Annotated in this window: 22 protein-coding genes; 4 read left to right on the top strand and 18 right to left on the bottom strand. The window is 69.1% G+C overall.

Translation table 11 applies throughout. The features are described 5' to 3' along the window. Position 1: 1 nt before the first annotated feature. From atpA to IFU11_RS07255, 12 genes are all read right to left on the bottom strand, one after another. The gene (atpA, locus tag IFU11_RS07310; protein ID WP_071262368.1) at positions 2-1,630 is read right to left on the bottom strand and encodes a F0F1 ATP synthase subunit alpha; all 1,629 of its coding nucleotides are present in this window, start codon (positions 1,628-1,630) and stop codon (positions 2-4) included. Between the two features lie 109 nt (positions 1,631-1,739). Next, the gene (locus tag IFU11_RS07305; protein WP_192018554.1) at positions 1,740-2,537 is read right to left on the bottom strand and encodes a F0F1 ATP synthase subunit delta; all 798 of its coding nucleotides are present in this window, start codon (positions 2,535-2,537) and stop codon (positions 1,740-1,742) included. Further along, complete coding sequence (locus IFU11_RS07300; RefSeq protein ID WP_192018553.1) at positions 2,537-3,088, bottom strand: F0F1 ATP synthase subunit B; 552 nt, start codon at positions 3,086-3,088, stop codon at positions 2,537-2,539. The genes IFU11_RS07305 and IFU11_RS07300 overlap by 1 nt, the downstream gene beginning before the upstream one ends. Before the next feature lie 30 nt (positions 3,089-3,118). Next, positions 3,119-3,352, bottom strand: a complete 234-nt coding sequence (atpE, locus tag IFU11_RS07295; protein ID WP_064295310.1) for an ATP synthase F0 subunit C — start codon at positions 3,350-3,352, stop codon at positions 3,119-3,121. Between the two features lie 46 nt (positions 3,353-3,398). Further along, a complete protein-coding gene (gene atpB / locus IFU11_RS07290; RefSeq protein ID WP_175117868.1) occupies positions 3,399-4,178 on the bottom strand; it encodes a F0F1 ATP synthase subunit A in 780 nt (259 codons plus the stop codon). A 275-nt stretch (positions 4,179-4,453) separates the two neighbouring features. Beyond that, complete coding sequence (locus tag IFU11_RS07285; protein ID WP_085513235.1) at positions 4,454-4,939, bottom strand: hypothetical protein; 486 nt, start codon at positions 4,937-4,939, stop codon at positions 4,454-4,456. Then, positions 4,936-6,201 (bottom strand): MraY family glycosyltransferase, encoded by a 1,266-nt coding sequence (locus tag IFU11_RS07280; RefSeq protein ID WP_086473957.1) that lies wholly within the window; start codon positions 6,199-6,201, stop codon positions 4,936-4,938. The genes IFU11_RS07285 and IFU11_RS07280 overlap by 4 nt, the downstream gene beginning before the upstream one ends. Next, positions 6,198-6,866, bottom strand: a complete 669-nt coding sequence (locus IFU11_RS07275; protein WP_079707193.1) for an L-threonylcarbamoyladenylate synthase — start codon at positions 6,864-6,866, stop codon at positions 6,198-6,200. The genes IFU11_RS07280 and IFU11_RS07275 overlap by 4 nt, the downstream gene beginning before the upstream one ends. A 73-nt stretch (positions 6,867-6,939) precedes the next feature. Then, entirely contained in the window at positions 6,940-7,926 is a 987-nt protein-coding gene (locus tag IFU11_RS07270; protein ID WP_137243295.1) for an MraY family glycosyltransferase, read from the bottom strand. Then, positions 7,923-9,743, bottom strand: a complete 1,821-nt coding sequence (locus IFU11_RS07265; RefSeq protein ID WP_079002758.1) for a polysaccharide biosynthesis protein — start codon at positions 9,741-9,743, stop codon at positions 7,923-7,925. The genes IFU11_RS07270 and IFU11_RS07265 overlap by 4 nt, the downstream gene beginning before the upstream one ends. A 12-nt stretch (positions 9,744-9,755) precedes the next feature. Beyond that, a complete protein-coding gene (locus IFU11_RS07260; protein ID WP_161578602.1) occupies positions 9,756-10,727 on the bottom strand; it encodes an NAD-dependent epimerase/dehydratase family protein in 972 nt (323 codons plus the stop codon). Next, positions 10,724-11,521 (bottom strand): glycosyltransferase family 2 protein, encoded by a 798-nt coding sequence (locus IFU11_RS07255; protein ID WP_137243298.1) that lies wholly within the window; start codon positions 11,519-11,521, stop codon positions 10,724-10,726. The genes IFU11_RS07260 and IFU11_RS07255 overlap by 4 nt, the downstream gene beginning before the upstream one ends. A gap of 125 nt (positions 11,522-11,646) precedes the next feature. Between IFU11_RS07255 and IFU11_RS07250 the strand changes: the two genes are divergently transcribed. Further along, positions 11,647-12,285 (top strand): HAD-IA family hydrolase, encoded by a 639-nt coding sequence (locus IFU11_RS07250; protein WP_371742737.1) that lies wholly within the window; start codon positions 11,647-11,649, stop codon positions 12,283-12,285. Positions 12,286-12,485: 200 nt separating this feature from the next. On the opposite strand, the gene prmC is transcribed toward IFU11_RS07250, so the two are convergent. Next, entirely contained in the window at positions 12,486-13,394 is a 909-nt protein-coding gene (prmC, locus tag IFU11_RS07245) for a peptide chain release factor N(5)-glutamine methyltransferase (protein WP_228501986.1), read from the bottom strand. A 163-nt stretch (positions 13,395-13,557) separates the two neighbouring features. Between prmC and cysK the strand changes: the two genes are divergently transcribed. The 3 genes from cysK (at position 13,558) to IFU11_RS07230 (ending at position 16,721) form a co-directional block, all read left to right on the top strand. Further along, positions 13,558-14,496 carry a cysteine synthase A gene (cysK, locus tag IFU11_RS07240; protein ID WP_064295302.1) on the top strand — a complete coding sequence of 313 codons (939 nt, stop codon included), beginning with the start codon at positions 13,558-13,560 and terminating at the stop codon, positions 14,494-14,496. A gap of 9 nt (positions 14,497-14,505) precedes the next feature. Beyond that, positions 14,506-15,072: a serine O-acetyltransferase EpsC gene (gene epsC / locus IFU11_RS07235; protein ID WP_192018552.1), complete on the top strand. Its 567-nt coding sequence runs from the start codon at positions 14,506-14,508 to the stop codon at positions 15,070-15,072. A gap of 92 nt (positions 15,073-15,164) precedes the next feature. Further along, on the top strand, positions 15,165-16,721 hold the full coding sequence (locus IFU11_RS07230; RefSeq protein WP_191941413.1) for an ABC-F family ATP-binding cassette domain-containing protein: 1,557 nt from the start codon (positions 15,165-15,167) through the stop codon (positions 16,719-16,721). A gap of 65 nt (positions 16,722-16,786) precedes the next feature. Here IFU11_RS07230 and prfA read toward each other — a convergent pair whose 3' ends face one another. The 5 genes from prfA to lysA all read right to left on the bottom strand — a co-directional run bounded on the left by prfA (position 16,787) and on the right by lysA (position 24,172). Continuing rightward, positions 16,787-17,866, bottom strand: a complete 1,080-nt coding sequence (prfA, locus tag IFU11_RS07225) for a peptide chain release factor 1 (protein ID WP_071262434.1) — start codon at positions 17,864-17,866, stop codon at positions 16,787-16,789. Positions 17,867-17,975: 109 nt separating this feature from the next. Then, positions 17,976-20,195: a transcription termination factor Rho gene (gene rho / locus IFU11_RS07220; protein WP_159879209.1), complete on the bottom strand. Its 2,220-nt coding sequence runs from the start codon at positions 20,193-20,195 to the stop codon at positions 17,976-17,978. A 232-nt stretch (positions 20,196-20,427) separates the two neighbouring features. Beyond that, positions 20,428-21,384, bottom strand: a complete 957-nt coding sequence (gene thrB / locus IFU11_RS07215; RefSeq protein ID WP_071262436.1) for a homoserine kinase — start codon at positions 21,382-21,384, stop codon at positions 20,428-20,430. Positions 21,385-21,449: 65 nt separating this feature from the next. Beyond that, positions 21,450-22,769, bottom strand: coding sequence for a homoserine dehydrogenase (locus IFU11_RS07210; RefSeq protein ID WP_079002763.1), 1,320 nt, complete (start codon positions 22,767-22,769; stop codon positions 21,450-21,452). After that, on the bottom strand, positions 22,766-24,172 hold the full coding sequence (lysA, locus tag IFU11_RS07205; RefSeq protein WP_192018551.1) for a diaminopimelate decarboxylase: 1,407 nt from the start codon (positions 24,170-24,172) through the stop codon (positions 22,766-22,768). The genes IFU11_RS07210 and lysA overlap by 4 nt, the downstream gene beginning before the upstream one ends. Between the last annotated feature and the right edge of the window lie 156 nt (positions 24,173-24,328).

Here is a 24,328-nt window from a genome sequence, read left to right as displayed (position 1 = left end):
ACTAGCGGCGACCCTTCACGATCTTCTCCTGGTTGACGTCTTCAACCGGGAGCTCCTCGACCTGCTCCGAACCGAGGGCAGCGCCCTCGCCCGTCTGGAACTCGAGCTTGAACTGGTCGACAGCGGCATCGAGCTTCGAGACGGTGTCGTCGTCGAGCACGTTCGTGTCGCGCAGCGTGGTGAGGACCTCGGTGTTCCGACCCAGGTAGTCGAGCAGTTCGCGCTCGAAGCGGAGGACGTCCTCGACCGGGACGTCGTCCAGCTTGCCCTTGGTTCCGGCCCAGATCGAGACGACCTGCTCCTCGACGGGGTACGGCGAGTACTGCGGCTGCTTGAGCAGCTCGGTGAGGCGGGCGCCTCGGGCGAGCTGACGGCGGCTGGCCGCGTCGAGGTCCGAGGCGAACATCGCGAACGCCTCGAGCGAGCGGTACTGCGCGAGCTCGAGCTTCAGCGTTCCGGAGACCTTCTTGATGCTCTTCACCTGAGCGTCACCACCGACGCGCGAGACGGAGATACCGACGTCGACCGCGGGGCGCTGGTTGGAGTTGAAGAGGTCGGACTGCAGGAAGATCTGACCGTCGGTGATCGAGATCACGTTGGTCGGGATGTACGCCGAGACGTCGTTCGCCTTGGTCTCGATGATCGGCAGACCCGTCATCGAACCGGCGCCGAGTTCGTCGGACAGCTTCGCGCAACGCTCCAGCAGACGGGAGTGCAGGTAGAAGACGTCACCCGGGTAGGCCTCGCGTCCCGGCGGACGACGGAGGAGGAGGGAGACGGCACGGTAGGCCTCGGCCTGCTTCGACAGGTCGTCGAAGATGATCAGGACGTGCTTGCCCTCGTACATCCAGTGCTGGCCGATGGCCGAGCCGGTGTACGGAGCGAGGTACTTGAAGCCGGCCGGGTCGGACGCAGGCGAGGCGACGATCGTCGTGTACTCGAGCGCGCCGGCCTCTTCCAGCGCACCCTTGACGGAGGCGATGGTCGAGCCCTTCTGGCCGATGGCGACGTAGATGCAGCGGACCTGCTTGTTGACGTCGCCCGACTCCCAGTTGGCCTTCTGGTTGATGATGGTGTCGATCGCGATCGCGGTCTTGCCGGTCTGGCGGTCGCCGATGATGAGCTGGCGCTGGCCACGGCCGACGGGGATCATGGCGTCGATCGCCTTGATGCCGGTCTGGAGCGGCTCGTGAACCGACTTGCGCTGCATGACGCCGGGAGCCTGGAGCTCCAGTGCGCGGCGGCCGGTGCTGGCGATCTCGCCGAGGCCGTCGATCGGGTTGCCGAGCGTGTCGACGACACGGCCGAGGTAGCCGTCGCCGACGGGGACCGAGAGGACCTCGCCCGTGCGGGTGACGTCCATGCCTTCGACGATCTCGTCGAACTCACCGAGGACGACGACGCCGATCTCGTGCTCGTCGAGGTTCAGCGCGAGGCCGAGGGTGCCGTTCGCGAAGCGGAGGAGCTCGTTCGCCATGGCGCCCGGGAGGCCCTCGACGTGGGCGATGCCGTCAGCGGCATCGATCACGCGTCCGACCTCGGTGGCCGCGGCGGTGCCGGGCTCGTAGGCCTTGACGAAGTCCTTGAGAGCATCCCGGATCTCGTCTGGGCTGATCGTGAGTTCTGCCATCATGTTCCTTTTGGTTGTGGAACCCGGGGGTTCCGAGAGGTGCGATCCGTCAGGATCAACGTCTTGAGTTGTGGAGACCGTCGGGCCGGTCCCCGCGCTGCACGGGCCGTTATCCGGCCAGTTGCAGACGGAGGTCGTTCAGTCGGGCAGCGAGGCTGCCGTCGATGACGTCGTCCCCGAGCTGCACGCGCAGTCCACCGACGACGGCGGGGTCGATCACCTGGTTGATCTTCACCTGACGGCCGTACGCCGTGGCGAGGTGGCGCTCGAGGCGCTGGAGCTGCGACGCCTCGATCGGTGCGGCTGCCGTGACCGTGGCGACCGCGAGGCCCTGCTGGTCGGCGACGATGCCTGATGCGTGCCGGAGCAGTTCTCCGATCCGACGGTCTCGCGGCTGCTGCACGAGCTGACCGACGATGCTGACGGTCTGCGGGCTCGCCTTGCCCGCGAGGAGGGACGCCGCCAGGGCGCCCTTCGCAGCGGACGAACCGAGCTTGCTGCTGAGCGCGAGTTCGAGCTCGTGGTTGCTCGACACGAGCTTCCCGAACTCGAACAACTCGGCCTCGATGTCGCCCTGCGCACCGGCGGAGATCGAGGCGGCCCGGAGGCCGAGCTCCTCGATGCCTGCGAGCAGGTCGGCCTCGCTGGACCAGCGGCCGGAGACGACGGTCTGCAGCAGGCCGAGCGCCTGCGCGCTCAGCTGGGTGCCGAAGATCCGCTCGACGACGGTGCGCTTGGCACCGGCGTCGGCTGCGGGGTCGCTGAGCGCCGCGCTCAGGTGGCTCGAGCCGCCGATGGCCCGGCCCGCTGCGAACAGTCCGTCCGCGGTGGCCAGATCGGCCCCGGCGCCGAGGGCGGCGAGGGCCTCCTTCGACGAGGCGAGTGCTTCTCTGGTCGCGCTTCCCATTACTTGGCTGCCTTCTCCGACGCTTCGAGGTCCGCGAGGAACCGGTCGACGACCGCCGTGGCCTTCGCGTCGTCGTTCAGCGTCTCGCCGATGACGCCACTGGCGAGGTCGAGCGCGAGCGTGCCGACCTCGGCACGCAGCGACACGACGACCGCCTGACGCTCGGCTTCGATCTGTGCCTGAGCGCTCGCGGTGACGCGAGCGGCTTCGACCGTGGCCTGCTCCTTGAGCTCGGCGAGGATCGTCTGACCCTCGACACGAGCCTGCTCGCGGATGCGGCCGGCTTCCTGACGGGCCTCGGCGAGCTGAGCGTTGTACTGCTCGAGCGCCGCTTCGGCCTGCTTCTGCGCTTCATCGGCCTTGGCGATGTTGCCCTCGATGGCCGCTGCGCGGTCGTCGAGGAGCTTCTGCACCTTGGGCAGGACCAGCTTCCAGAAGAAGCCGAGGATGATGATGAAGACGACGGCAGACCAGACGATGTCGTAGACCGCTGGGATGAGAGGGTTCGTCGGAGCGCCCTCTTCAGCAGCGATGATCACTGCATCAAACATCTTGCCTCCTTCGGAGATGTGAAAGGGGGCTTAGACGAAGATGAAGTAGGTCGCGATGCCGATGAAGGCGAGCGCCTCGGTGAAGGCGATACCGATCCACATGAGGACCTGGAGACGACCACCCAGCTCGGGCTGACGCGCGGTGCCTTCGATCGTCTTGCCGACGACGATACCCACACCGATGGCGGGGCCGATGGCTGCGAGACCGTAACCGACCGTCGCGATGTTTCCTTCAAGGGCGGCGAGAACGGTAGTTGCGTCCACGTTTGTTTCCTTCCGTTGGGTGAGACCTGGCGGGTGCCGGGCTCGATTAGTGCTCTTCTGCGACCGCGAGCTGGATGTAGACCGCGGTGAGGAGGGTGAAGACGTAGGCCTGGAGAACTGCGACCAGGAGTTCGAAGAGGGTGAAGACGAGGCCGAAGGCCAGCGTCCCGACACCCATCAGGGCGAACCATCCGCCGAGGTTCACGATGAAGAACTGCGTCGCCGCGAAGAACAGCACGAGGAGCAGGTGCCCGACGATCATGTTCATGAGGAGTCGGAGCGTCAGCGTGAGCGGGCGGATGACGAAGGTCGAGATGAGCTCGATCGGCGTGACGATGATGTACACCGGCCACGGCACCCCGGAGGGGAAGAGGGAGTTCTTGAAGAACTTGCCCGGGCTCTTCTTGATACCGGCGTAGATGAAGGTGACGTAGGACACCAGTGCGAGCACCAACGGGACACCGATGACCGAGGTACCGGCCAGGTTCAGCCCGGGGATGATGCCCGTCAGGTTCATCGCGAGGACCATGAAGAAGATGGTCGTCAGGATCGGCAGGAACCGGAGGCCGTCCTTCTTGCCGAGCAGGTCTTCCGCGATGTTGACGCGGACGAAGCCGAGCCCCATCTCGGCGAGGCTCTGCGCGCGGCCGGGGACGAGGCGCATCTTGCGCGTCGACAGCCAGAAGAACAGGAGGAGGGCGATCACCGCGATGAACCGGATCAGGATGACCCGGTTGATCGCGAAGGGCGTGCCCTCGAAGAGGATGATGTCGGGGAAGAACTCGTCGATCGACGGACCGTGGAACTCGCCATCTTCGGCGGCCATCGGTGCGATCAGGTGCACGGCGTTAGCGAACAGCACGTATCTCCAGTTTCGGGGGCGTGGAGCAGAGCTCTCGCGGCGACGAACAGGGGGGATGTCTCCTCGCCGCACGCCGAAGCGGTGCTAGTGGGAGGATTCGTTGACGAGTCTAGCAAGGAAACCCGGCCCCGACGAACCCAGGGGTGGTATTCCACGGCTATATTCCGAGCTGGGACCTCGGCTGTGCCTCGGATACCGGTTCCGGCATGCTCCCGCGCGACCTGGATGCGTCCGCAGCGTCAGCCCTGGTCGGAGTCCTGCGGCGACGCCTTCGGGAGGATGTCGTCCGAGACGTAGGGCACCCGCACCTTCGCCGCCACGACGGCGTCGATCACGAGCGATCCGACGACACCGACGATGACGCTCCCGAACAGGATCGGTGCGTTGACCCACGGCTGGTCCTTCAGGATGAAGCCGAGCACGAGGAAGATGACGAACTTCACGAGCCAGCTGCCCATCACCACCCCGAACAGGATGCCGACGAAGAACTCCTGGCCGGACCAGCGGTTGGCGAAGAGGATGCTCACCGAGGTGATGCCGAGGAACACGAGCGCCATCGCGGTGCCGATGAGCGCACTCGTGAGGCCGCGGGAACCGTCGACGCTCCAGCCGACCACTCCCCCGACGACGGCGATCACGAGCGCGAGGAGCGCGCTGTACCGGAGTGCCGTGCGGAAGACCCGGTTGGCGCTCGCGTGCGAGCCGGCCTGGGCGGGAGGAGTCATGGGTGCTGGTCCTTCTTGGCGAGAGAGTCGAGGGTGTCGAGGGTGTCGCCGCTCACGGGCGCCTCGGGGTCGCGCTGCCCGGAGGCCTCGTCGAGCCGATCGTACAGCGCCGACCCGGGAGCGCCCTCCGTGCCGGCGGCCACGCGCTGCGCGAGCCGGTCGGCCCGCCTGCGGCGACCGATCGGCAGGAGCGTGAACGCCGTGCAGGTGACGACGCCCACGGAGACGAAGAGCACGGCCAGCCAGGTCGGGGCCGCGAAGAACGCCAGGCATCCGACGGAGATGACGACCGTCCAGCCGTAGAAGATGAGGACGGCGTGCACCTGGCTGTGACCGAGGTCGAGCAGCCGGTGGTGGAGGTGCATCCGGTCGGCGCTGAACGGCGACTTGCCGGCGCGGAGACGACGGAGGACGGCCAGCACGAAGTCGGCGAGCGGCACGACCAGGATGGCGAACGGCAGCAGGATCGGGATGAACGCGGGCAAGAGTTGCGTGCGGCCCAGGGCAGCCGGGTCGACCTGGCCGGTCACGGCGGCTGCGGAGGTCGCCATGAGCAGCCCCACGAGCAGCGCACCGGCATCGCCCATGAACAGTCGGGCGGGGTGCCAGTTGAGCGGGAGGAAGCCGAGGCACGCACCGACGAGGATCGCGGCGATCAGCGAAGCGAGGTTGAAGTAGTCGCTCGCCCCGGTGGAGGTCACGAGCAGCTGTGTGTAGACGAAGAACACGGTGTTCGCGATGACGGCAACACCGGCGACGAGCCCGTCGAGCCCGTCGACGAAGTTGATCGCGTTCATCACGAGCACGATGGCAAAGACCGTCATCGAGAAGGACACCCACGACGAGCCGACCGTCAGGCCACCGATGGGCAAGGAGTAGATCTGCACACCGAGCCAGGCGACGAGCCCTGCCGCCATGAACTGTGCGGCGAGCTTGATCATCCAGTCGAGGTCCCACAGGTCGTCGGCGACGCCGATCCCGACGATGAACAGGGCGGCACCGAGGATCGCCAGCACCGGCTCCGGATCGGCGAACACGAGGTCGAAGAAGGGCAGCTGCCAGGCCACGCCGAACGCGACGAGGATGCCGATGAACATCGCGACCCCACCGAGGCGCGGCGTCGGCGTCTGGTGGACGTCCCGTTCGCGGATCGGCGGGTGGAGACCGTACTTCACGCCGACCCGCCGCGCGAGGTGGGCGAAGCCGAAGGTGATGCCCGCGCTCACGACGAGCACGATGAGGTACCCGGAGAACTGGTTCATGGTTCGCGCGGCTCGGGGAGCAGATCGCCCACCACGCCGCGGATCGCCTCGCGGGAGACGGCTCCATCGCGCAGGACGACGATCCGTTCGTCGGCCGTTCCGAGTCGGGTCGCGTCGATGATCGTCGACGACTGCTCGCCGCTCTCGCCGCCGTCCAGGTAGACCGAGACCGAGTCGCCGAGCATCTCGAGCGCGGCAGCGGCGGAGGTGGCGGCCGGTCGGCCGGTGAGGTTCGCCGAGGAGACCGCGAGCGGGCCCGTGTCCTGCAGGAGTTCGAGGGTCACCGGGTTCGACGGCATCCGGAGCGCGACCGTGCCGGCGGTCTCGCCGAGGTCCCAGGCGAGCGACGGCTGGGCCTCGAGCACGATGGTCAGGCCACCGGGCCAGAACGCCTCGACCAGCCGGTGCACGGCATCGGGCACGGACGCCGCCAAGGCCTCGAGCGTGTTCACACCCGAGACGAGGACGGGCGGCGGTGACTGCCGGGTCCGACCCTTCGCGTCGAGCAGGCGCTGTACCGCGGCCGGCGAGAACGCGTCGGCGGCCACCCCGTAGACCGTGTCGGTCGGGAGCACGACCAGCTCACCCCTCGCCAGGGCCGTCCGCGCCAGGCGCATCCCGGCGAGCAACTGCGCGTGATCCTGGCAATCGAAGGTCTGCGGCATGTGGTGGGTCCTGGCTGAACGGGGCCGCCGATCGGTGATCAGTCGGCCGGATGATCGGGGTGACGACGCTCAATCATAGCCTCGGGCGTCTTCCGAGCAGTCTGGGCAGGCACAGGTAGACGGCGAGGACGAGCAGGATGCCGAGGACGGCGAGGACCTGGAAGGGCCAGGCGCCGGTCGCGACGACCACCCCGAGGAGTCCGGTGGCGAGGGTCGCGACGCTGACGACGGCGGTGGACCCGAGGTGACCGAGTCCGCCGGCGGCGAGACGCTGGTACACGTGGCTGCGATGTGCCTCGTGCAGCGGCTCCCCCCGCCGCCAGCGCGCGATGATCGTCGTCCCGGTGTCCGCGACGTACACGAGGACCGGGCCGATCAGCGCGACGAAGGAGATACCGCTGAAGGCCGCGTAGATGGCGACCGCGACGAGGGAGCCGCCGAGGAGGTAGCTGCCGACGTCGCCCAGGAACATCCGGCGCCGAGCGAGGTTCCACGGCAGGAACCCGAGGAACGCGGCCGCCACGACGAGGCCGGCTGCCGTGACGCCCGGGAGACCGGCCACGGCGCCGAGACCGGCGTAGAACCCGCCGACGACCGTGCCGTGCATCGAGGAGATGCCGTTGACGCCGTCCATGAAGTTCGCGATGTTCGTGTAAGCGACGAGTGCCAGGATCCCGAGCGGGATCCACCAGAAACTCGCGGCCATCGACACGACGAGCACCCAGGTCGCCACGAGTCCGAGCACGACCTGCAACCCGAAGCGCACCCGGACGGGGAGTCCGCGGACGTCCTCCACGGCTCCGATGGCAGCGTTCACGACCGACACGGCGGCGACGATCCAGAGCGGCAGGCTGTGGAGCAGGACCGCCGCCGTGCCGAGACCGACGGCGACCGCGACGGCGACGCCGATCCCTCCCCCGCGGATCGTCGGGGTGACGTGCATGGATCGGTGGTTCGGGGTGTCGACGACCGACCGACGGATGAGGATCGGGCGGATGGCGAGCTGGGACAGCAGGCTCACGACGAGCGCGAGCACCCCCGCCAGGATGGCAACCGTCATTGCACCAGGTGGTGGGTGCCGGCGCCCTCGTCGGCGATCGTCTCCCGCCAGACGGCGATGTCGAGCAGTGCCGGGTCGAGCGGCTGGATCCGCGTGTGCGAGACCTTCGGGTGCTTCGAGCGGTCGGCGATCTCGTCGGTGTCGATGAGGACCTCGTGCAGCTTCTCGCCGTGCCGGAGACCGGTGTACACGATCTCGACGTCCTTGCCGGACGCGGCGATCATGCGCTTGGCGACGTCGAGGATGCGGACCGGACGGCCCATGTCGAGGATGAGGACCTCGCCCGGGTCGCCGATCGCGCCGGCCTGGATGACGAGCTTCGACGCTTCGGGGATCGTCATGAAGAAGCGGGTGACGTCGGGATGCGTGACCGTGACCGGACCGCCGGCCTCGATCTGGGCGGTGAACGCCGGGATGGCGGAGCCGCGGCTGCCGATGACGTTGCCGAACCGGACCGAGAGGTAGCGCGCGTCGGTCTCCTGGGCGCTCATCCAGGCGGTGAGCTTCTCGGCGATGCGTTTGCTGTAGCCGAGGACGGTCGTCGGGTTCGCGGCCTTGTCGGTCGAGATGTTGACGAAGGTGCCGACGCCGACGGCCCGCGCCGCGTTCAGCACGTTCAGGGTGCCGAGGACGTTGTTCTTCCAGGCCTCGTCGGGGTACTGCTCGAGCATCGGAGCGTGCTTCAACGCTGCCGCGTGGAAGACGACGTCGGGACGGCGGTCCTCGAAGATCTCCATGAGCGACGGGAGGTCGCGGATGTCGGCGAGCACGACCTCCTTGGTGTCGAGCAGACCGTGTCCGGAGATCGAGAGCTGCGTGGTGTGGAGCCCTGTCTCGTCGCGGTCGAGCAGGACGAGCTCCGCCGGACCGAACTGGTTGACCTGCCGGGCGATCTCGGAGCCGATGGATCCGCCGGCACCGGTGACGAGCACGCGCTTGCCGGTGAGGTACCCCGCGATGCTCTCGACCTGCAGGTCGACGGTGTTGCGGCCGATGAAGTCCTCGACGTTGAGGTCGCGCAGGCTCGGCGCGCTCTCGCCCGTCCCGGGAGCCAGCATCGTGTCGATGGGCGGCACGACGAGCACCCGGAGCTTCGCCTCGTCGGCTCGCTCACTGACCTGGCGGATGAAGTCGTTGTCGACGTCCGCGATGCTGATGATGAGCGCCTGCGCCCCGGTGCGCTTGACGGCCGCCACCAGGTCGGCTCCCGTGCCGACCACGGCGACGGAGGCGATGCGGAAGTTGCGCTTCGAGGGGTCGTCGTCGATGACACCCACCGGGAGGTAGGGCGACTGCGGGTCGCGCATGAGCCGAGGGATGATCGACATCCCGAGCGCACCGGCTCCGTAGACGAGGACGCGCTGCGCCTCGATCGGCCGGCTGCGGCTGTCGACGAAGAGTCGCTTGACGTAGCGCGTGATGCCCATGAAGACGATCGCGAACGGGAACGCGATCACCGTGGTGGACCGTGGAACCCCCCACGCGACGCCGAACACCGCGTTGACCGCGATGAGGATCGCGGTGACGATCAGCGCGACGACGATGAGCTGTTTCGCCTCGTAGAAGCTGCCGAAGCTGTGCAGGCCGTGGTAGTAGCTCCACAGGTAGGCCACGACGAGCTGGGCGACCACGGCGATGACGCACAGGAGGACCGTCCCCACGAGGGCCACGCGCTCGTACTCGAGCTCGAACCGGACGAGCTGGGCGACCACGATGGCGAGCACCCAGCACAGTGCGTCGAGGGCGGTCTTCGCGGCGAAACGAGGACCGGGCGCCTGCGTCCATCTACGGGGGGCGTCGGGGAGCGTGGAGGTCATAACGTGTCGATCCTACCGATCGCCGGCTTCGCGTTGGCTGCGCACGGACTGCGCGTCGGGGCCGGGCGCACCGCGCTCCGCGGCGAGCGCTGCGATCGAGGACCGGAGACCGTCGTCCGTCGCCGTCGGCATGCGCTCGTGCCCGAGTGCACCGAGCAGTCGGGCACCGGAGACGCGGTAGTCCTCGGTGAGCTTCGCGAGACGCCCGGAGTTGAGCGGCACGGCGGGGACGCGATCGCCGACGGCGGCCGCCAACCGCACGAGGGCCGGTGGGAGCGCCAGGCGACGGACCCGGCGACCGGTGACCTCGCCGATGAGGGTGACGAGGTGCCCCGTCGACACGGGCTCGTCGTCGGCGACGAGGTAGACACCCGTCGTGACGGCGGGCGTGTCGATGATGCTCGTGATCGCCCACGTGAGGTTCTGGATCGACACGAAGCTGCGCTCGTTGCGGAAGGCGTCGAGCGGGTACGGGATACCGCGGGACAGCAGACCGAACAGGAGGCGCAAGTTGCCCTTGTCCCCCGGCCCGTGCACCATCGTCGGACGGAGGACGATCGTCCGGCGACCGGCGGGCGGTTCGACGGCGAGCAGGAGCCGCTCGGCTGCGAGCTTCGACTTCCCGTAGGGGGTCACCGGGTGGGGCTCGGCGGACTCGTCGAGCACGCCGTCGACCGTCGCCTCGTTCACCGCGGCGACGCTGCTCAGCTGGATGAAGGTGGCGGCGTCCGACGCCAGGAAGGCGACGTACGCGCGTTCGGCGAGGTCGGTGTTGATCCGGCGGTACACCTCGGGAGAGGCGGTGCCGTCGAGGTCGTGCGCCTTCCCGGCGAGGTTCACCACGACATCGACGTCCTCGGGGAAGGGCTCCCCCGTCCACCCGCGCAACGAGAACGGCACGACCTCGTGGCCGGCCGCCTCGAGGACGGGGACGAGGTTCGTCCCAATGAAGCCGGTCGCACCGGTCACGAGCACCCGGCTCATCGTCCGAACCATCCCCACGTGCGGAAGTACACGAAGGCCCCCTGGATCGAGTACCACATCAGCTTCCGGTTGTGATGCGAGCCCTTCGCGAAGTGGTGGTGGATCGTCGCGCCGGGGTAGTACGCGGTCCGCGACACCTGGAGGAAGCGACGGGTGAGGTCGGCGTCCTCGATGTACATGAAGATCCGCTCGTCGAAGAAGCCGACGCGGTGCAGGGTGGAGGTCCGGAGGAACATGAAGCAGCCCGAGAGGTAGGGCACGTCGAACATCGTCTTGTTGTAGTCGTGCGCCGGGTTCTCGTCGATGTCGCGGTACTCGTAGCGGGCCATGCGCTTCGCGACGAGCGGCTTCAGCGGACCGGGCAGGAACCGGCGGGCGAACAGGTCGAAGACGGAGGGGTTCCGCTTCACCAGATACTGGAGGGATCCGTCGGGGTACAGCACCTTCGGCATGACGTGCCCGACCTCGGGGTGCTCGAGCATGAACTCGTGGAGCTGCTCGATCGCCTCCGGCTCGAAGTACACGTCCGGGTTGACCACCATGTGGAACTTCGAACGCCCGAGGACCTTCGCGATCGCGAGGTTGTGGGCGGCGCCGAAGCCGGGGTTCGAGGGGTTGTGCAGGTACTCGACCCGCGGGTCGGCCGCGAGGTCGCGGAGCTCGTCCGTCGGCGAGTTGTCGACGAGGTACAGCGTCTCGACGAGCGGGCTCCCGAGGGTCGAGTCGATGGCCGCACGCAGCTTGTCGCGATCGTTCCGGTACATGACGATGCAGGCGGTCACAGGACGGTCCACGGTTCACCCTCTCCGGCGGCGGGGACGGCACCGCCGAGGCACGACGGACGTGGGCCCGACGCGCCTGGTCAGTCTACGTGCTGCCCGCGTCCGGTCCTGGGAGCCCGGGGCCGCATACTGGAGTGGTGCCAGAGCGTGTGTTCTTCTTCGACTGCGACAAGACCCTGTACGACTACGACTTCCGGAAACGCCTCCCGGCGCTCTCCCGGTTGACGGGCGTGAGCCAGTACCGGCTCGCGAAGCAGTGGTGGGTCGGCGGCCACGAGGCCGCGGCCAACATCGGCGAGTACCCGACGAGTGACGACTATCTGGCGGTGTTCACCGAGGTCACCGGGTACCCACTGTCACTCGAGGAGTGGCGCGAGGCCCGTGCGGCGGCGATGACCCCGGTTCCCGGCGTCCTGGCCACCCTCGCCCGTGCCGCGACCCTCGGCACGGTCTCCCTGCTGTCGAACAATCCGATCCCGTTCCGGGACTCCTTCGCGCAGCTGGCTCCCGAGGCCGCAGCCCTCCTCGGCGAGAACGACCTCGTGTCCGCCGTCCTCGGAGCGGAGAAGCCCGAGCCCCGTGTCTACACCCGCGCGCTCAGCCGGTACGGCGTCGCACCCGGCCGCACCATGCTCATCGACGACTCCGCGGCGAACTGCGCGGGCGCCGAGGCCGTGGGGATGCACGCGTTCCAGCTGACGAAGGACGACTCAGGTGCCTTCGACGTCGCAGGACTCGACGCTGCGGTCGACGCCTTCGTGGCGGCTACGCCCTGACTCGACCCACCGGCCGATGCGTCCCACCGGCCCCTGAACCGAACCATCGGTCCCTGAGCCGACCCATCGGTCCCTGAGCCGACCCATCGGTCCCTGAGCTTGTCGAAGGGCGGCGGATCCACGGCTCGGACTCGCCCTGCGACAGGCTCAGGGACCGGAAGAGGGGCCTACGGAGCTGAGAAGCGCGGGCTCGCGACGCGTCAGCGGATCGCGATGGTCGTGCGGTCGCGGGTGGTGAGGTCGCGGTGGGTCGCCGCAGCGTGCCAGCCGTCGGCCGTGAGCAGCTCGCGGATGGCCTGCCCCTGGAGTTCACCGTGCTCGATGATGAGCGTGCCGCCCCGGTGGAGCAGTCGCTGCGCGGTGGCGGACACCTGGCGCACCACGTCGAGTCCGTCCGGTCCGCCGTACAGCGCGGCCGAGGGGTCGTGGAGACGCACTTCGGGATCGCGCGGGATCGCGTCGTCCGGGACGTACGGAGGGTTCGAGATCACGACGTCCACCGAGCCGTCGAGCTCGTGGAAGGCGTCGGCGAGGTGCTCGAAGACGACGGTGGCGTTGTCGGCACCGGACTCGGCGAAGTTCCGCCTCGCCCAGATGAACGCCTCGACCGAGTTCTCGGTCGCGTAGATCGCCGCGTTCGGGACCTCGGTCGCCATCGCCAGCGCGATCGCTCCACTGCCGGTGCCGAGGTCGACGCCGATTGGCCGAGGGATCGGAACGGCTCGGAGCGCGTCGATCGCGAACTGCACGACCGACTCGGTCTCGGGGCGCGGCACGAAGACGCCTGGTCCGACCGCGAGTTCCATCGAACGGAACGCGGCACGACCCGTGATGTGCTGCAGCGGTTCGCGCGCGGCCCGACGCTCGACCAGCTCGGCGAACACGGTGCGCTCCTCGGCATCGAGCACGCGACCGGTGATCGCCGCGGCCTGCACGGCACCACGACCGAGGCCGAGCACGTGTCCGAGGAGGAGCTCCGCGTCGACGTCGGGTGACGGCACGGCTGCGCGGGTGAGGATCTCGACGGCGTGTTGGCGCGCGAGTTCGACGGTCGCAGGGTGGCCGGCGGACGGGGTGTCTGCGGCGGCGGCGGAAGGGGTGCTGGGCATGAGCGAGGTCATCATCTGGGGCGGCCTGGTCGGGTGGGCCGCACCGAGCCTACCCCACCGCCTCGGCGCGGCGGCGGGCCGGTAACCCTCGTCGTCACACGGGACCCCGCCGATCGACCAGGTCGTAGGCTGAACCGAGCCCCGTTCGAGGAAGAGGAACACCGTGACCGGCACCGTCTACACCGACATCACCCAGGCCTACGGGCGCACCCCGCTCGTCCGCCTGAACCGCATCGCCGAGGGCGTCGGCGCGACCGTCCTGGCGAAGCTGGAGTTCTACAATCCCGGATCGAGCGTCAAGGACCGCCTGGGCATCGCGCTCGTCGACGCGGCGGAGGCCTCGGGCCAGCTGCAGCCGGGAGGGACCATCGTCGAGTCGACGAGCGGGAACACCGGCATCGCGCTCGCCCTCGTGGGAGCCGCCCGGGGCTACCGGGTTATCCTCACGATGCCGGCCTCGATGAGCAAGGAACGCCGGACCCTCCTCCGCGCCTACGGTGCCGAGCTCGTCCTCACCGATCCGACGAAGGGGATGGCGAACGCCGTGCAGGAGGCGCAGCGCATCGTCGCCGAGAACCCCGGCGCCGTCTGGGTCAGGCAGTTCGAGAACGAGGCGAACCCCGCCATCCACCGGCGGACGACCGCACCCGAGATCTGGGAGGACACCGCCGGCACGGTCGACGCGTTCGTCGCGGGCATCGGGACGGGCGGGACGATCACGGGCGTCGGCGGCTGGCTCCGCGAGCACAACCCCGATGTGCAGATCATCGCCGTGGAGCCCGCGGACTCCCCGCTGCTCAGCGAGGGTCGCGCCGGTGGACACAAGATCCAGGGCATCGGCCCGAACTTCGTGCCCGACATCCTCGACACCTCCTTGTTCAGCGAGATCATCCCGGTCGAGACCGACACGGCCTACGCGACCGCACGACGCCTCGCGACCGACGACGGCATCATCGGCGGCATGTCCTCCGGCGCCGCGGTGTGGGCAGCCCTCGAGGTCGGACGCCGTCCGGAGATGGCCGGCAAGACCATCGTCGTCATCATCCCCGACGCGGGCGAGCGCTACCTGTCGACGACGATGTACGACGACCTGCGCGACTAGGCTCGACGCATGGGAATGCTGTCGCGGGTCCGCGAGGACATCGGTGCCGCACGCGCACACGATCCGGCGGCCCGCGGCACCATCGAGATCGCGCTCAGCTACTCCGGCCTGCACGCCGTCTGGGCGTACCGGCTGCACCATCGCCTGTGGCGGCGCGGCTTCCGCACCCTCGCCCGGTTCGGCTCCCAGTTCACCCGGTTCCTCACCGGGATCGAGATCCACCCGGGCGCCCGGATCGGCAGGCGGTTCTTCATCGACCACGGCATGGGCGTCGTCATCGGCGAGACGGCCGAGGTGGGCGAGGACGTCATGATCTTCCACGGCGTGACCCTCGGCGGGAAGAGCCGCGGCGTCGGCAAGCGCCACCCGACGATCGGTGACGGCGTCGCCGTCGGAGCCGGGGCGAAGATCCTCGGGCCCATCCTGATCGGTGCGGGGACCATCGTCGGCGCGAACGCCGTCGTCACCAAGGCGTGCCCACCCCGCAGCCTGCTGCTCGGTGTCCCGGCGGTCGAGCGCCCGCGCGGGAGCGGCACGCACGGTCTCGCGTTGCTCGATCCCGAGTACCACATCTGATCCGCGCGAGGTGAGGTGATCCGTCGCCCACGCCTCCCCCGGACGACGATCTCCCGCATCCCACCCGCATCCCCGCTCCTCGAGAGGTCCCCATGAGTCTCATCCGCCTGCACGACGTCACCGTCCGGTTCGAGGAGCGCCCGGTGCTCCGCGACGTCTTCTTCCGGCTCGAGCCAGGCGACCGGGTCGGGCTCATCGGCCGGAACGGCTCCGGCAAGTCCACCCTCCTGAAGCTCGCGCTCGACCAGCTCCAACCGGACTCCGGCACCGTGACCATCGAGGACGGGACGCGGATCGGGTACTTCTCGCAGTTCTCGGAGCTCGACGGCAGCGCCACCATCACCGAGGTCCTCGAAGGACTCTTCGGTCACATCCACGCCATCGAGGCGGAACTCGCATCCATCGACGCCGCGATCGCCGCCGACCCGAACGACCTCGACCGGATGACGAAGCTCATCGAACGGCAGGCCGAGCTCTTCGAGGAGATGGAGCGCCAGGACGGCTGGGACTACCAGCGCCACATCGACACCGCCCTCACCACGCTCGGCTTCGACACCGCTCGCCGCGTGCTCCCCATCGACTCGCTCTCAGGTGGTTGGCGCAACCGCGCGGCGCTCGCGAAGATCCTCCTCGAGCGCCCGGACGTCCTGCTCCTCGACGAGCCGACGAACTTCCTCGACGTCGCGGGGGTCGAGTGGCTCGAATCCTGGTTCGGCTCGTTCCGCGGCGCGGCGATCGTCGTCTCGCACGACCGGACCTTCCTCGACGCCGTGGTCACGCGCATCGTCGAGGTCGAGAACTTCCACCTCCACGAGTACCCCGGCAGCTTCGACGAGTACGTCGTCCAGAAGCAGTTCCGGCTCAAGAGCCTCGAGGCGCAGTTCGTCCACGAGTCCGAACTGCTCGCCTTCGAGGCGGAGGGCATCTCGGACCGTCGCGAGGCGGCCAAGGCCGCCGGGAAGAAGGACCTCTCCTCGCAGCTGGCGAAGATCAAGAAGGCCAGGCCGCCGCGTCCGGTCGACGACATCATCACCGACATCTACGGCGGCCTGCACATCAAGGACACGCTCTGCCGGATCCAGGGGCTCACGAAGGCCTACGGCGAGCACACGCTGTTCGACGGACTCGACCTCGAGATCGGCCGCCGCGAACGCATCGTCGTCCACGGACCGAACGGCGCGGGCAAGTCCACGTTCCTCCGGATCCTCGAGGGCGACGAACGCCCCGACGCCGGTCACGTCACCTGGACCGGCGGGGTTCGATACGCGTCCTACAACCAGATGGTCGACGAGCTGGACCTCACCGATACGGTGGCGCACGCCGTCGGCGCCATGCCCGACAGCCTCGCCTTCGCGGCGACGAAGAAGTCGGTGAACCGCTTCCTCGGCATGTTCCAGTTCTCCGACGCCGACCTCAAGCAGAAGATCGGCATGCTCTCGGGTGGGCAGCGCGCCCGCGTCGCCATGGCCCAGTGCCTGCTCTCCGGAGCTTCGGTGCTCCTCCTCGACGAGCCGACGAACCACCTGGACCTCGCGAGCACGCAGGTGATGGAGCGCGCACTCGTGCACTTCCCCGGCGCCATCGTCGTGGTCAGCCACGACCGGTTCTTCGCCGACAAGGTCGCGACGAAGCGGCTGCGCATCGGCTGAACGACGAAAGCGCAGTCGTGGTCGTCATCCGAGAGGAATGACGACCACGACTGCGCTCCCGAGTCCTAGTCCTGGTCGCCGATGTCGGCCAGGCGTGCCTCCTCGTCGGCGGTGATCGCCGATTCGATGATCGGCCCGAGCGCGCCGTTCATGACGCCGTCGAGATTGTACGCCTTGTACCCCGTCCGGTGGTCGGCGATGCGGTTCTCGGGGAAGTTGTAGGTGCGGATGCGCTCGGAGCGGTCCATGGTGCGGATCTGCGTCTTGCGGGCAGCGCTGTCGAGAGCGGCCTGCTCCTCCTGCTGACGCGCGAGGATGCGGGCGCGGAGCACGCGCATGCCGGCCTCACGGTTCTGCAGCTGGCTCTTCTCGTTCTGCATCGACACCACGATGCCGGTCGGCAGGTGGGTGATGCGCACCGCGGAGTCCGTGGTGTTGACCGACTGACCGCCGGGGCCGCTCGACCGGTAGACGTCGATCTTCAGGTCGTTCTGGCTGATCTCGACCTCCTCCGGCTCATCGACCTCGGGGAAGACGAGGACACCCGTGGTGGAGGTGTGGATGCGGCCCTGGGACTCGGTGGCCGGCACACGCTGCACGCGGTGCACGCCGCCTTCGTACTTGAGGTGCGCCCAGACCCCCTGCGACGGGTCGGTCGCGTTCGACTTGATCGCCACCTGGACGTCCTTGTAGCCGCCGAGGTCGCTCTCGGTGCGTTCGAGGAGCTCGGTCTTCCACCCCTTGGACTCCGCGTAGTGCAGATACATCCGGAGCAGGTCGGCGGCGAAGAGCGCGCTCTCGGCGCCGCCCTCGCCACCCTTGATCTCCATGATGACGTCGCGGCCGTCGTCGGGGTCGCGCGGGATGAGCAGACGGCGGAGCTTCTCCTGGTTGGTCACCAGCAGCTCTTCGAGCACCGGCACCTCCTCGGCGAACGCCTCGTCCTCCTTGGCGAGTTCCCGAGCGGCGTCGAGGTCCTCCTGCGTCGCCTGCCAGGTGTGGTAGGCCGCGATGATCTTCGACAGCTCGGCGTAGCGGCGGTTGATCTTCTTCGACCGCGCGGGGTCGGCGTGGACCGCCGGGTCGGCGAGCTGATCCTGGAGATCCTTGTGCTCGGCGACGAGCGTCTCAACTGATTCGAACATCGTTCTCTTCCTTCATCACCATCAGGCGGCACCGGGGGCGAAACGGGACCGACCCCACCCGTTCCCGATGCCGGTGCGGCGCGGGTACGGATGGGGTCGGTCGGGAGCGCTAGCGGTGGTTGTTCTCGTGTCCGTGGCTGTGCGACGTCGGTGCGGGCATCGACTTCTGCATCTGGACGAGGAACTCCACGTTGGACGTGGTCTCCTTCAGCTTGCCGAGGACGACCTCGAGGGCCTGCTGCTGGTCGAGGCCGGCGAGGGCACGACGCAGCTTCCAGGTGACCTTGACCTCGTCGGGGGCGAGCAGCATCTCCTCGCGGCGGGTCGAGGACGCGTTGACGTCCACGGCCGGGAAGATCCGCTTGTCGGCGAGCTGGCGCGAGAGCCGGAGCTCCGAGTTGCCGGTGCCCTTGAACTCCTCGAAGATGACCTCGTCCATCTTGGAACCGGTCTCGACGAGCGCGGTCGCGAGGATCGTGAGGGATCCGCCGTTCTCGATGTTGCGAGCGGCTCCGAAGAAACGCTTCGGCGGGTACAGCGCCGCGGCGTCGACACCGCCGGAGAGGATCCGACCCGAGGCGGGTGCGGCCAGGTTGTAGGCACGACCGAGACGCGTGATCGAGTCGAGCAGCACGACGACGTCGTGGCCGAGCTCGACGAGACGCTTGGCGCGCTCGATCGCGAGTTCAGCGACCGTCGTGTGGTCCTCGGCCGGACGGTCGAAGGTGGAGGCGATGACCTCACCCTTCACCGTGCGCTGCATGTCGGTGACCTCTTCGGGACGCTCGTCGACGAGCACGACCATGAGGTGGACCTCAGGGTTGTTGATCGAGATCGCGTTGGCGATCTGCTGCAGGACGATGGTCTTCCCGGCCTTCGGCGGGGCGACGATCAGGCCGCGCTGGCCCTTGCCGATCGGTGCGACGAGGTCGATGATGCGCTGCGTGAGCTTCGTCTGCTCCGTCTCGAGACGGAGGCGCTCCTGCGGGTACAGCGGGGTCAGCTTGCCGAACTCGACGCGGGCGCCGGCCTCGTCGACGGACAGGCCGTTGACGGAGTCGACCTTGACGATCGCGTTGTACTTCTGGCGGCTGCTGCTGTCGTTGTCGCGCGGCTGACGGATGGCCCCGACGACGGCGTCGCCCTTGCGCAGGTGGTACTTCTTCACCTGGCCGAGGGAGACGTAGACGTCGTTGGTGCCCGGGAGGTAGCCGGAGGTGCGCACGAAGGCGTAGTTGTCGAGGACGTCGAGGATGCCGGCGACCGGGATGAGGACGTCGTCCTCGGCGATCTCGGGCTCGACGTCGTCGTTCTGCACGGATCCGCGACGCTTGCGGTCGCGGTAGCGGCTGCGGCCGCCACGACCCTCGGACTCGTCGCCCGGTGCGCCCTGGTTGCCCTGACCGCCCTGGTTGCCGCGGTTCTGCCCCTGCTGCTCCTGCTTGGCGTCGGCCTTCTGGCCGGCGTCGGCGTTCTGGCCACCGGTGTTCTGGTTGCCGTTGTTCTGGCCGCCGTTGTTCTGGTTGCGGCCTCGGCCACGACCGCGGCGCCCGCCGGACGACTGGCCGTCCTGCTGCTCGCCGTCCTGGGTGTCGTCGGCGTCCGTGTTCGCGGCGTCGTCGTTCGAGTCCTGCTCGGAGGCGTTCTGTGCGGCGCGGTTCTGCTCGCCGCCGGCCTGCTCGCCGGTGCCCTGCTCAGCCGTGTTCTGCTCGGCGTCGTCGGCGTTGCGGTCGCGATCGCGTCCGCGACCACGGCGGTTGCCGCGCGAACGCCTCGGCGTCTGCTCGGGGGTCGTCTCGTCGGCGCTCGGCGACTCGGCGGTCGCGGCGGCGTCATCGGACTGCTCGGCGGGAGCCGCGTCGGCCGGAGCGGACGGTGCCTCGGCCTCGACCGGGGCGGGTGCGGCAGCCGGCGCAGCCGGTGCCTCGACGACGGGGGCGCCGACGATCGGGGTCGCGTTCGGGGCGACGGTGGCCGTCGTGGCCCGGCGGGACTTGCGTCGCGCCGGCGGGGCCGCCTTCTCGGCACCGAAGGCCTGGTCGAGCGCGAGGTCGAGCTCGGGCAGCTTGGACTGCACCGGTGCCTCCGGCGCGACTTCGAGCGCGGAGACCGACTCGATGACGTCGGCGGTCTCGGTGACCGCGGCGTCGGTGTCGGTGTCGGTGCTGTTCTGGATGGTCTGGATGGCTTCGACCAGCTCGCCCTTGCGGAGCTTCGAGGCTCCGGCCACTCCGAGAGCGGCGGCGAGACGCTGCAGGTCGGCGACCTTGAGCGTCTTCGGGTCGGCATCCAGCGAGACGCCTGAGGCGCCTTCGTTGACGTCTGTCACGTGTGTCTTCCTTCCCTTGCGTCGAGACAGAGCTGTCTCGCGCAGGCGGCGATCGCACCGGAATCCTGTGCGGCGGGTGGGTGATGTTCACACGACGCAGAGCCTGTGCGGATAGCCCGGTGCGACGACCCGGCGGAGCGCTGCTCAGCAGGATGGAAACACGGTGGGACCCGAACAGACGCGATCAATTGGTGCGAAAGCGATGATTGTGCGGAATTGCCCCGGAAGCCGGTTACGCCGAAGAGGCGGGGTGGGCCGGGTGCCCTCCCACTGTAGCACCCTTGAAGTCGACCGCGAGCATGAGCGACTGCCACGGGGTGGTGGCGTGCTCGGCGACCAGCGCGGTGGCTTCGAGGCGTCGTCCGGGATCGTCCGCGAGGACGAGGATCGACGGGCCGGCGCCGGACACGACGGCGGCGAAGCCGTGTTCGCGCAGCAGCGTGATGAGGGTGTTCGTCTCGGGCATCGCGGCGGCGCGGTAGCTCTGGTGGAGCCGGTCCTCGGTGGCTGCGAGCAGGAGCTCGGGGCTCTGCGTGAGCGCGGCGACGAGGAGCGCCGAACGCGAGACGTTGAACGCCGCGTCGGCGTGTGGCACGTTGGCGGGCTGCAGGCTGCGGGCGAGTTCCGTGGACATCGTGTGCTCGGGGACGAGCACGAGCGGCGAGACCCCGCGGTGCACGATGAGCTTCTTGTGCTGCGGGCCGTCGTCCGTCGTCCACGCGATCGTCAGGCCGCCGAACAGCGCCGGAGCGACGTTGTCGGGGTGACCCTCCATCTCCGTCGCGAGCCGGAGGAGGTCGTCCGGTCCGAGCTCGACCCGACCCTCGAGGAGCCCCTTCGCCGCCATGATGCCGGAGACGATCGCGGCGCCCGAGGAACCGAGGCCGCGGCCGTGCGGGATGACGTTCCGCGCGACGACGTCGAGACCGGGGAGGTCGTGGCCGTAGGCACGCAGGGCGTGGGCGATCGCGGTGATCACGAGGTTCGACGCGTCGGTCGGCACCTCGCCGGCACCGACGCCGATGACCTCCACGAACACGCCCGGCTCCTCGCGGACCGTGACGGTCAGCTCGTCGTACAGGGCGAGCGCCAGACCGAGCGTGTCGAAGCCGGGTCCGAGGTTGGCGGTGGTCGCCGGCACCTTCACGGTGACGGTGCGTCCGATCGCAAGCGGTTCGGTGTGACTCATAGGGATGCCTGCAATCTGGTGAGAGGTCGGCGAGCGACGCGGTCGGTGGTCGTGCGGTTCGGCACCTACTCGGCTCCTTCGACCCGGAGCACGGACACGACCCGCTCGACGTGGGCGTTGGAGGCGAGCTGCTCGACGGTGGCCGCGAGGGCCGATTCGAGCGCCCGGTGGGTGCCGATGACCAGGGTAGCGGTCGACAGCGTCCCGTCCGAGGAGGCCACGGACTGCTGGAAGGTCTCGACCGAGACGCCGCCGTCGCTGAGGATCCCCGCGACCGCGGCGAGCACGCCGGGTTCGTCGGCCACCTCGAGGGTGACCTGGTATCGCGTCGTGACGCGGCCGATCTCGAGGACCGGCAGGTCGGCGTGCGTGGACTCGCCGACACCGGGGCCGCCGGCGACGTGACGACGGGCCGCCGAGACGAGGTCGCCGAGCACCGCGGAGGCGGTCTCCTTGCCACCGGCGCCGGCGCCGTAGAACATCAGGCTCCCGGCGTTCTCGGCCTCCACGAAGACCGCGTTGTTGCCGCCGTGTACGGCGGCCAGTGGGTGCTCCCGACCGATGAGCGCCGGGTAGACGCGGGCGGACAGGCCCTCCTCGCCGGTGGTCTCGTCGACGATCCGCTCGGCGATCGCGAGCAACTTGATGACGTAGCCCTCGCTGCGGGCGAGGTCGACCTGCGCCTTCGTGATGCCGGTGATGCCCTCACGGTGGACGGCCTCGACGGGGACGGTGGTGTGGAAGGCGAGACTCGCCAGGATGGTCGCCTTCTGCGCCGCGTCGTAGCCCTCGACGTCGAGGGTCGGGTCGGCCTCGAGGTACCCGAGCTCGCTCGCGACGGCTGCCGCGTCCTCCATCGTGTCGCCGAAGCGGTCCATCCGGTCGAGCATGTAGTTCGTGCTGCCGTTGACGATGCCGAGCACCCGGTTGATGCGGTCGCCCGCGAGGCTCTCCCGCAGGGGTCGGATGATCGGGATCGCCGCGGCGACGGCCGCCTCGTAGTACAGCTGGGCGCCGACCTGCTCAGCGGCGTCGAACAGTTCAGGGCCGTGCGTCGCGAGCAGCGCCTTGTTGGCGGTGACGATGTCGGCACCGGCGTTGATGGCCTGCAGGATGTGGCTGCGCGCCGGCTCGATGCCGCCGATGAGCTCGATCACGATGTCGGCGCTCAGGATGAGCTGTTCGGCATCGGTCGTGTACAACTCCTTCGGCAGGTCGACGTCGCGAGGTGCGTCGACGTCGCGCACGGCGATGCCGATGAGCTCGAGGCTCGCTCCGGCGCGGGACGCCAGTTCGTCGGCGTGCTCGAGCAGCAGACGCGCCACCTGCGAGCCCACCGATCCGGCGCCCAGGAGGGCGACTTTCAGTCCGCGGTATTCGATCATTCCGTGTCCAATCCCGCATCGCGGCTGAGGAGGTCGTGCTCGGTCTCGCCCCGCACGATGACGCGGGCCGCGCCACCCGACACGGCGACGACGGCCGGGCGACCGAGGTAGTTGTAGTTGCTCGCGAGGGACCAGCAGTAGGCCCCGGTCGCGGGGACGGCCAGGAGGTCGCCGTCGCGGACGTCGGCCGGCAGGTAGTCGGCGTTCACGACGATGTCGCCCGACTCGCAGTGCTTGCCGGCGATCCGGACGAGCGCAGGGGACGCGTCGCTCACGCGATCGGCGATCCGGACCGCGTAGTCCGCGCCGTACAGCGACGGCCGGGCGTTGTCGCTCATCCCGCCGTCGACGCTGACGTAACGTCGGACGGCCGTCTCGCCCTCGTCGTTCCAGGCGACCATGACGTCCTTGATCGTGCCGACCTCGTAGAGCGTGATGCCGGCGCCGCCGATGATCGCACGTCCCGGTTCGAAGGCGAGCTTCGGGATCCGGACGCCGTGGAGGTCTGCCGCAGCCTGGACACCGGCGAGGATGTCCGCCGCGAGCTGCTCGATCGGCGTCGGGTCGTCGGCGCTGGTGTAGGCGATGCCGAAGCCGCCACCGAGGTTGAGCTCGGGCACGGGGCCGCCCTCGAGTAGGCGGGCATGGACGGCGAGCAGGCGGGCGGCGGATTCGGCGAACCCGTCGGACCCGAAGATCTGCGAGCCGATGTGGCAGTGGAGTCCGAGGAAGTCGAGCGAGGCGTGCGACCGGATGCGCGCGACGGCGTCGGCGGCGTCCGCGAGCGGCAGGCCGAACTTCTGGTCCTCGTGGGCGGTCGCGAGGTACTCGTGCGTGTGGGCGTGGACGCCGCTGTTCACGCGCAGGCGCACGGACTGGACCCGGCCGGCACGCTCGGCCGCTGCGGCGACGCGGTCGATCTCGGTGAGGCTGTCGAGCACGATGGCGCCGATCCCGACGCCCACGGCTCGCTCGATCTCCGCGACCGACTTGTTGTTGCCGTGGAAGCCCAGCTGGGCCGGATCGGTTCCGGCGGCGAGTGCGACGGCGAGTTCTCCGCCGCTGCAGATGTCGATGCGGAGGCCCTCCGCCGTCATCCACCGCGCGACCTCGGCCGAGAGGAACGCCTTCCCCGCGTAGTAGACGGCGACACTCGTGCCGCGGGCGGCCGCCTCACGCTCGAACGCCTCACGCAGCGTGCGGGCGCGGGTCCGGGCGTCGACTTCATCGACGACGTAGAGCGGCGTGCCGAAGCGCTTCTGGAGCGTGCGGACGTCGACGCCGCCGAGCTGCAGGCGGCCGTCGGTGTCGCGCGCGGCCGACGCTGGCCACACGGCCGGATCGAGCGCGTTCGGATCGACGGGCTCGGCGAGCCAGTCGGGGGCGAGGGGGTTTCTGGCCACGGGGGTGTCCTGAGTCCTGTTGAGCGGAAAAGGAGGTTCTCGTTGGGCGAGCGGACCCGGTTTGGCCCCTGAAGCACCGATTTGTAGAGCACCGATGAAGGTGGATGCGCACGGCCCGGTGGTTGGTGATCCCGGTCGTCCGCACCCATCGCCGCT

Origin of the sequence: Plantibacter sp. CFBP 8804 (assembly GCF_014841225.1) — a bacterium.
Classification (GTDB): domain Bacteria; phylum Actinomycetota; class Actinomycetes; order Actinomycetales; family Microbacteriaceae; genus Plantibacter; species Plantibacter auratus.
This window is presented reverse-complemented; position numbering and strand designations above follow the sequence as displayed.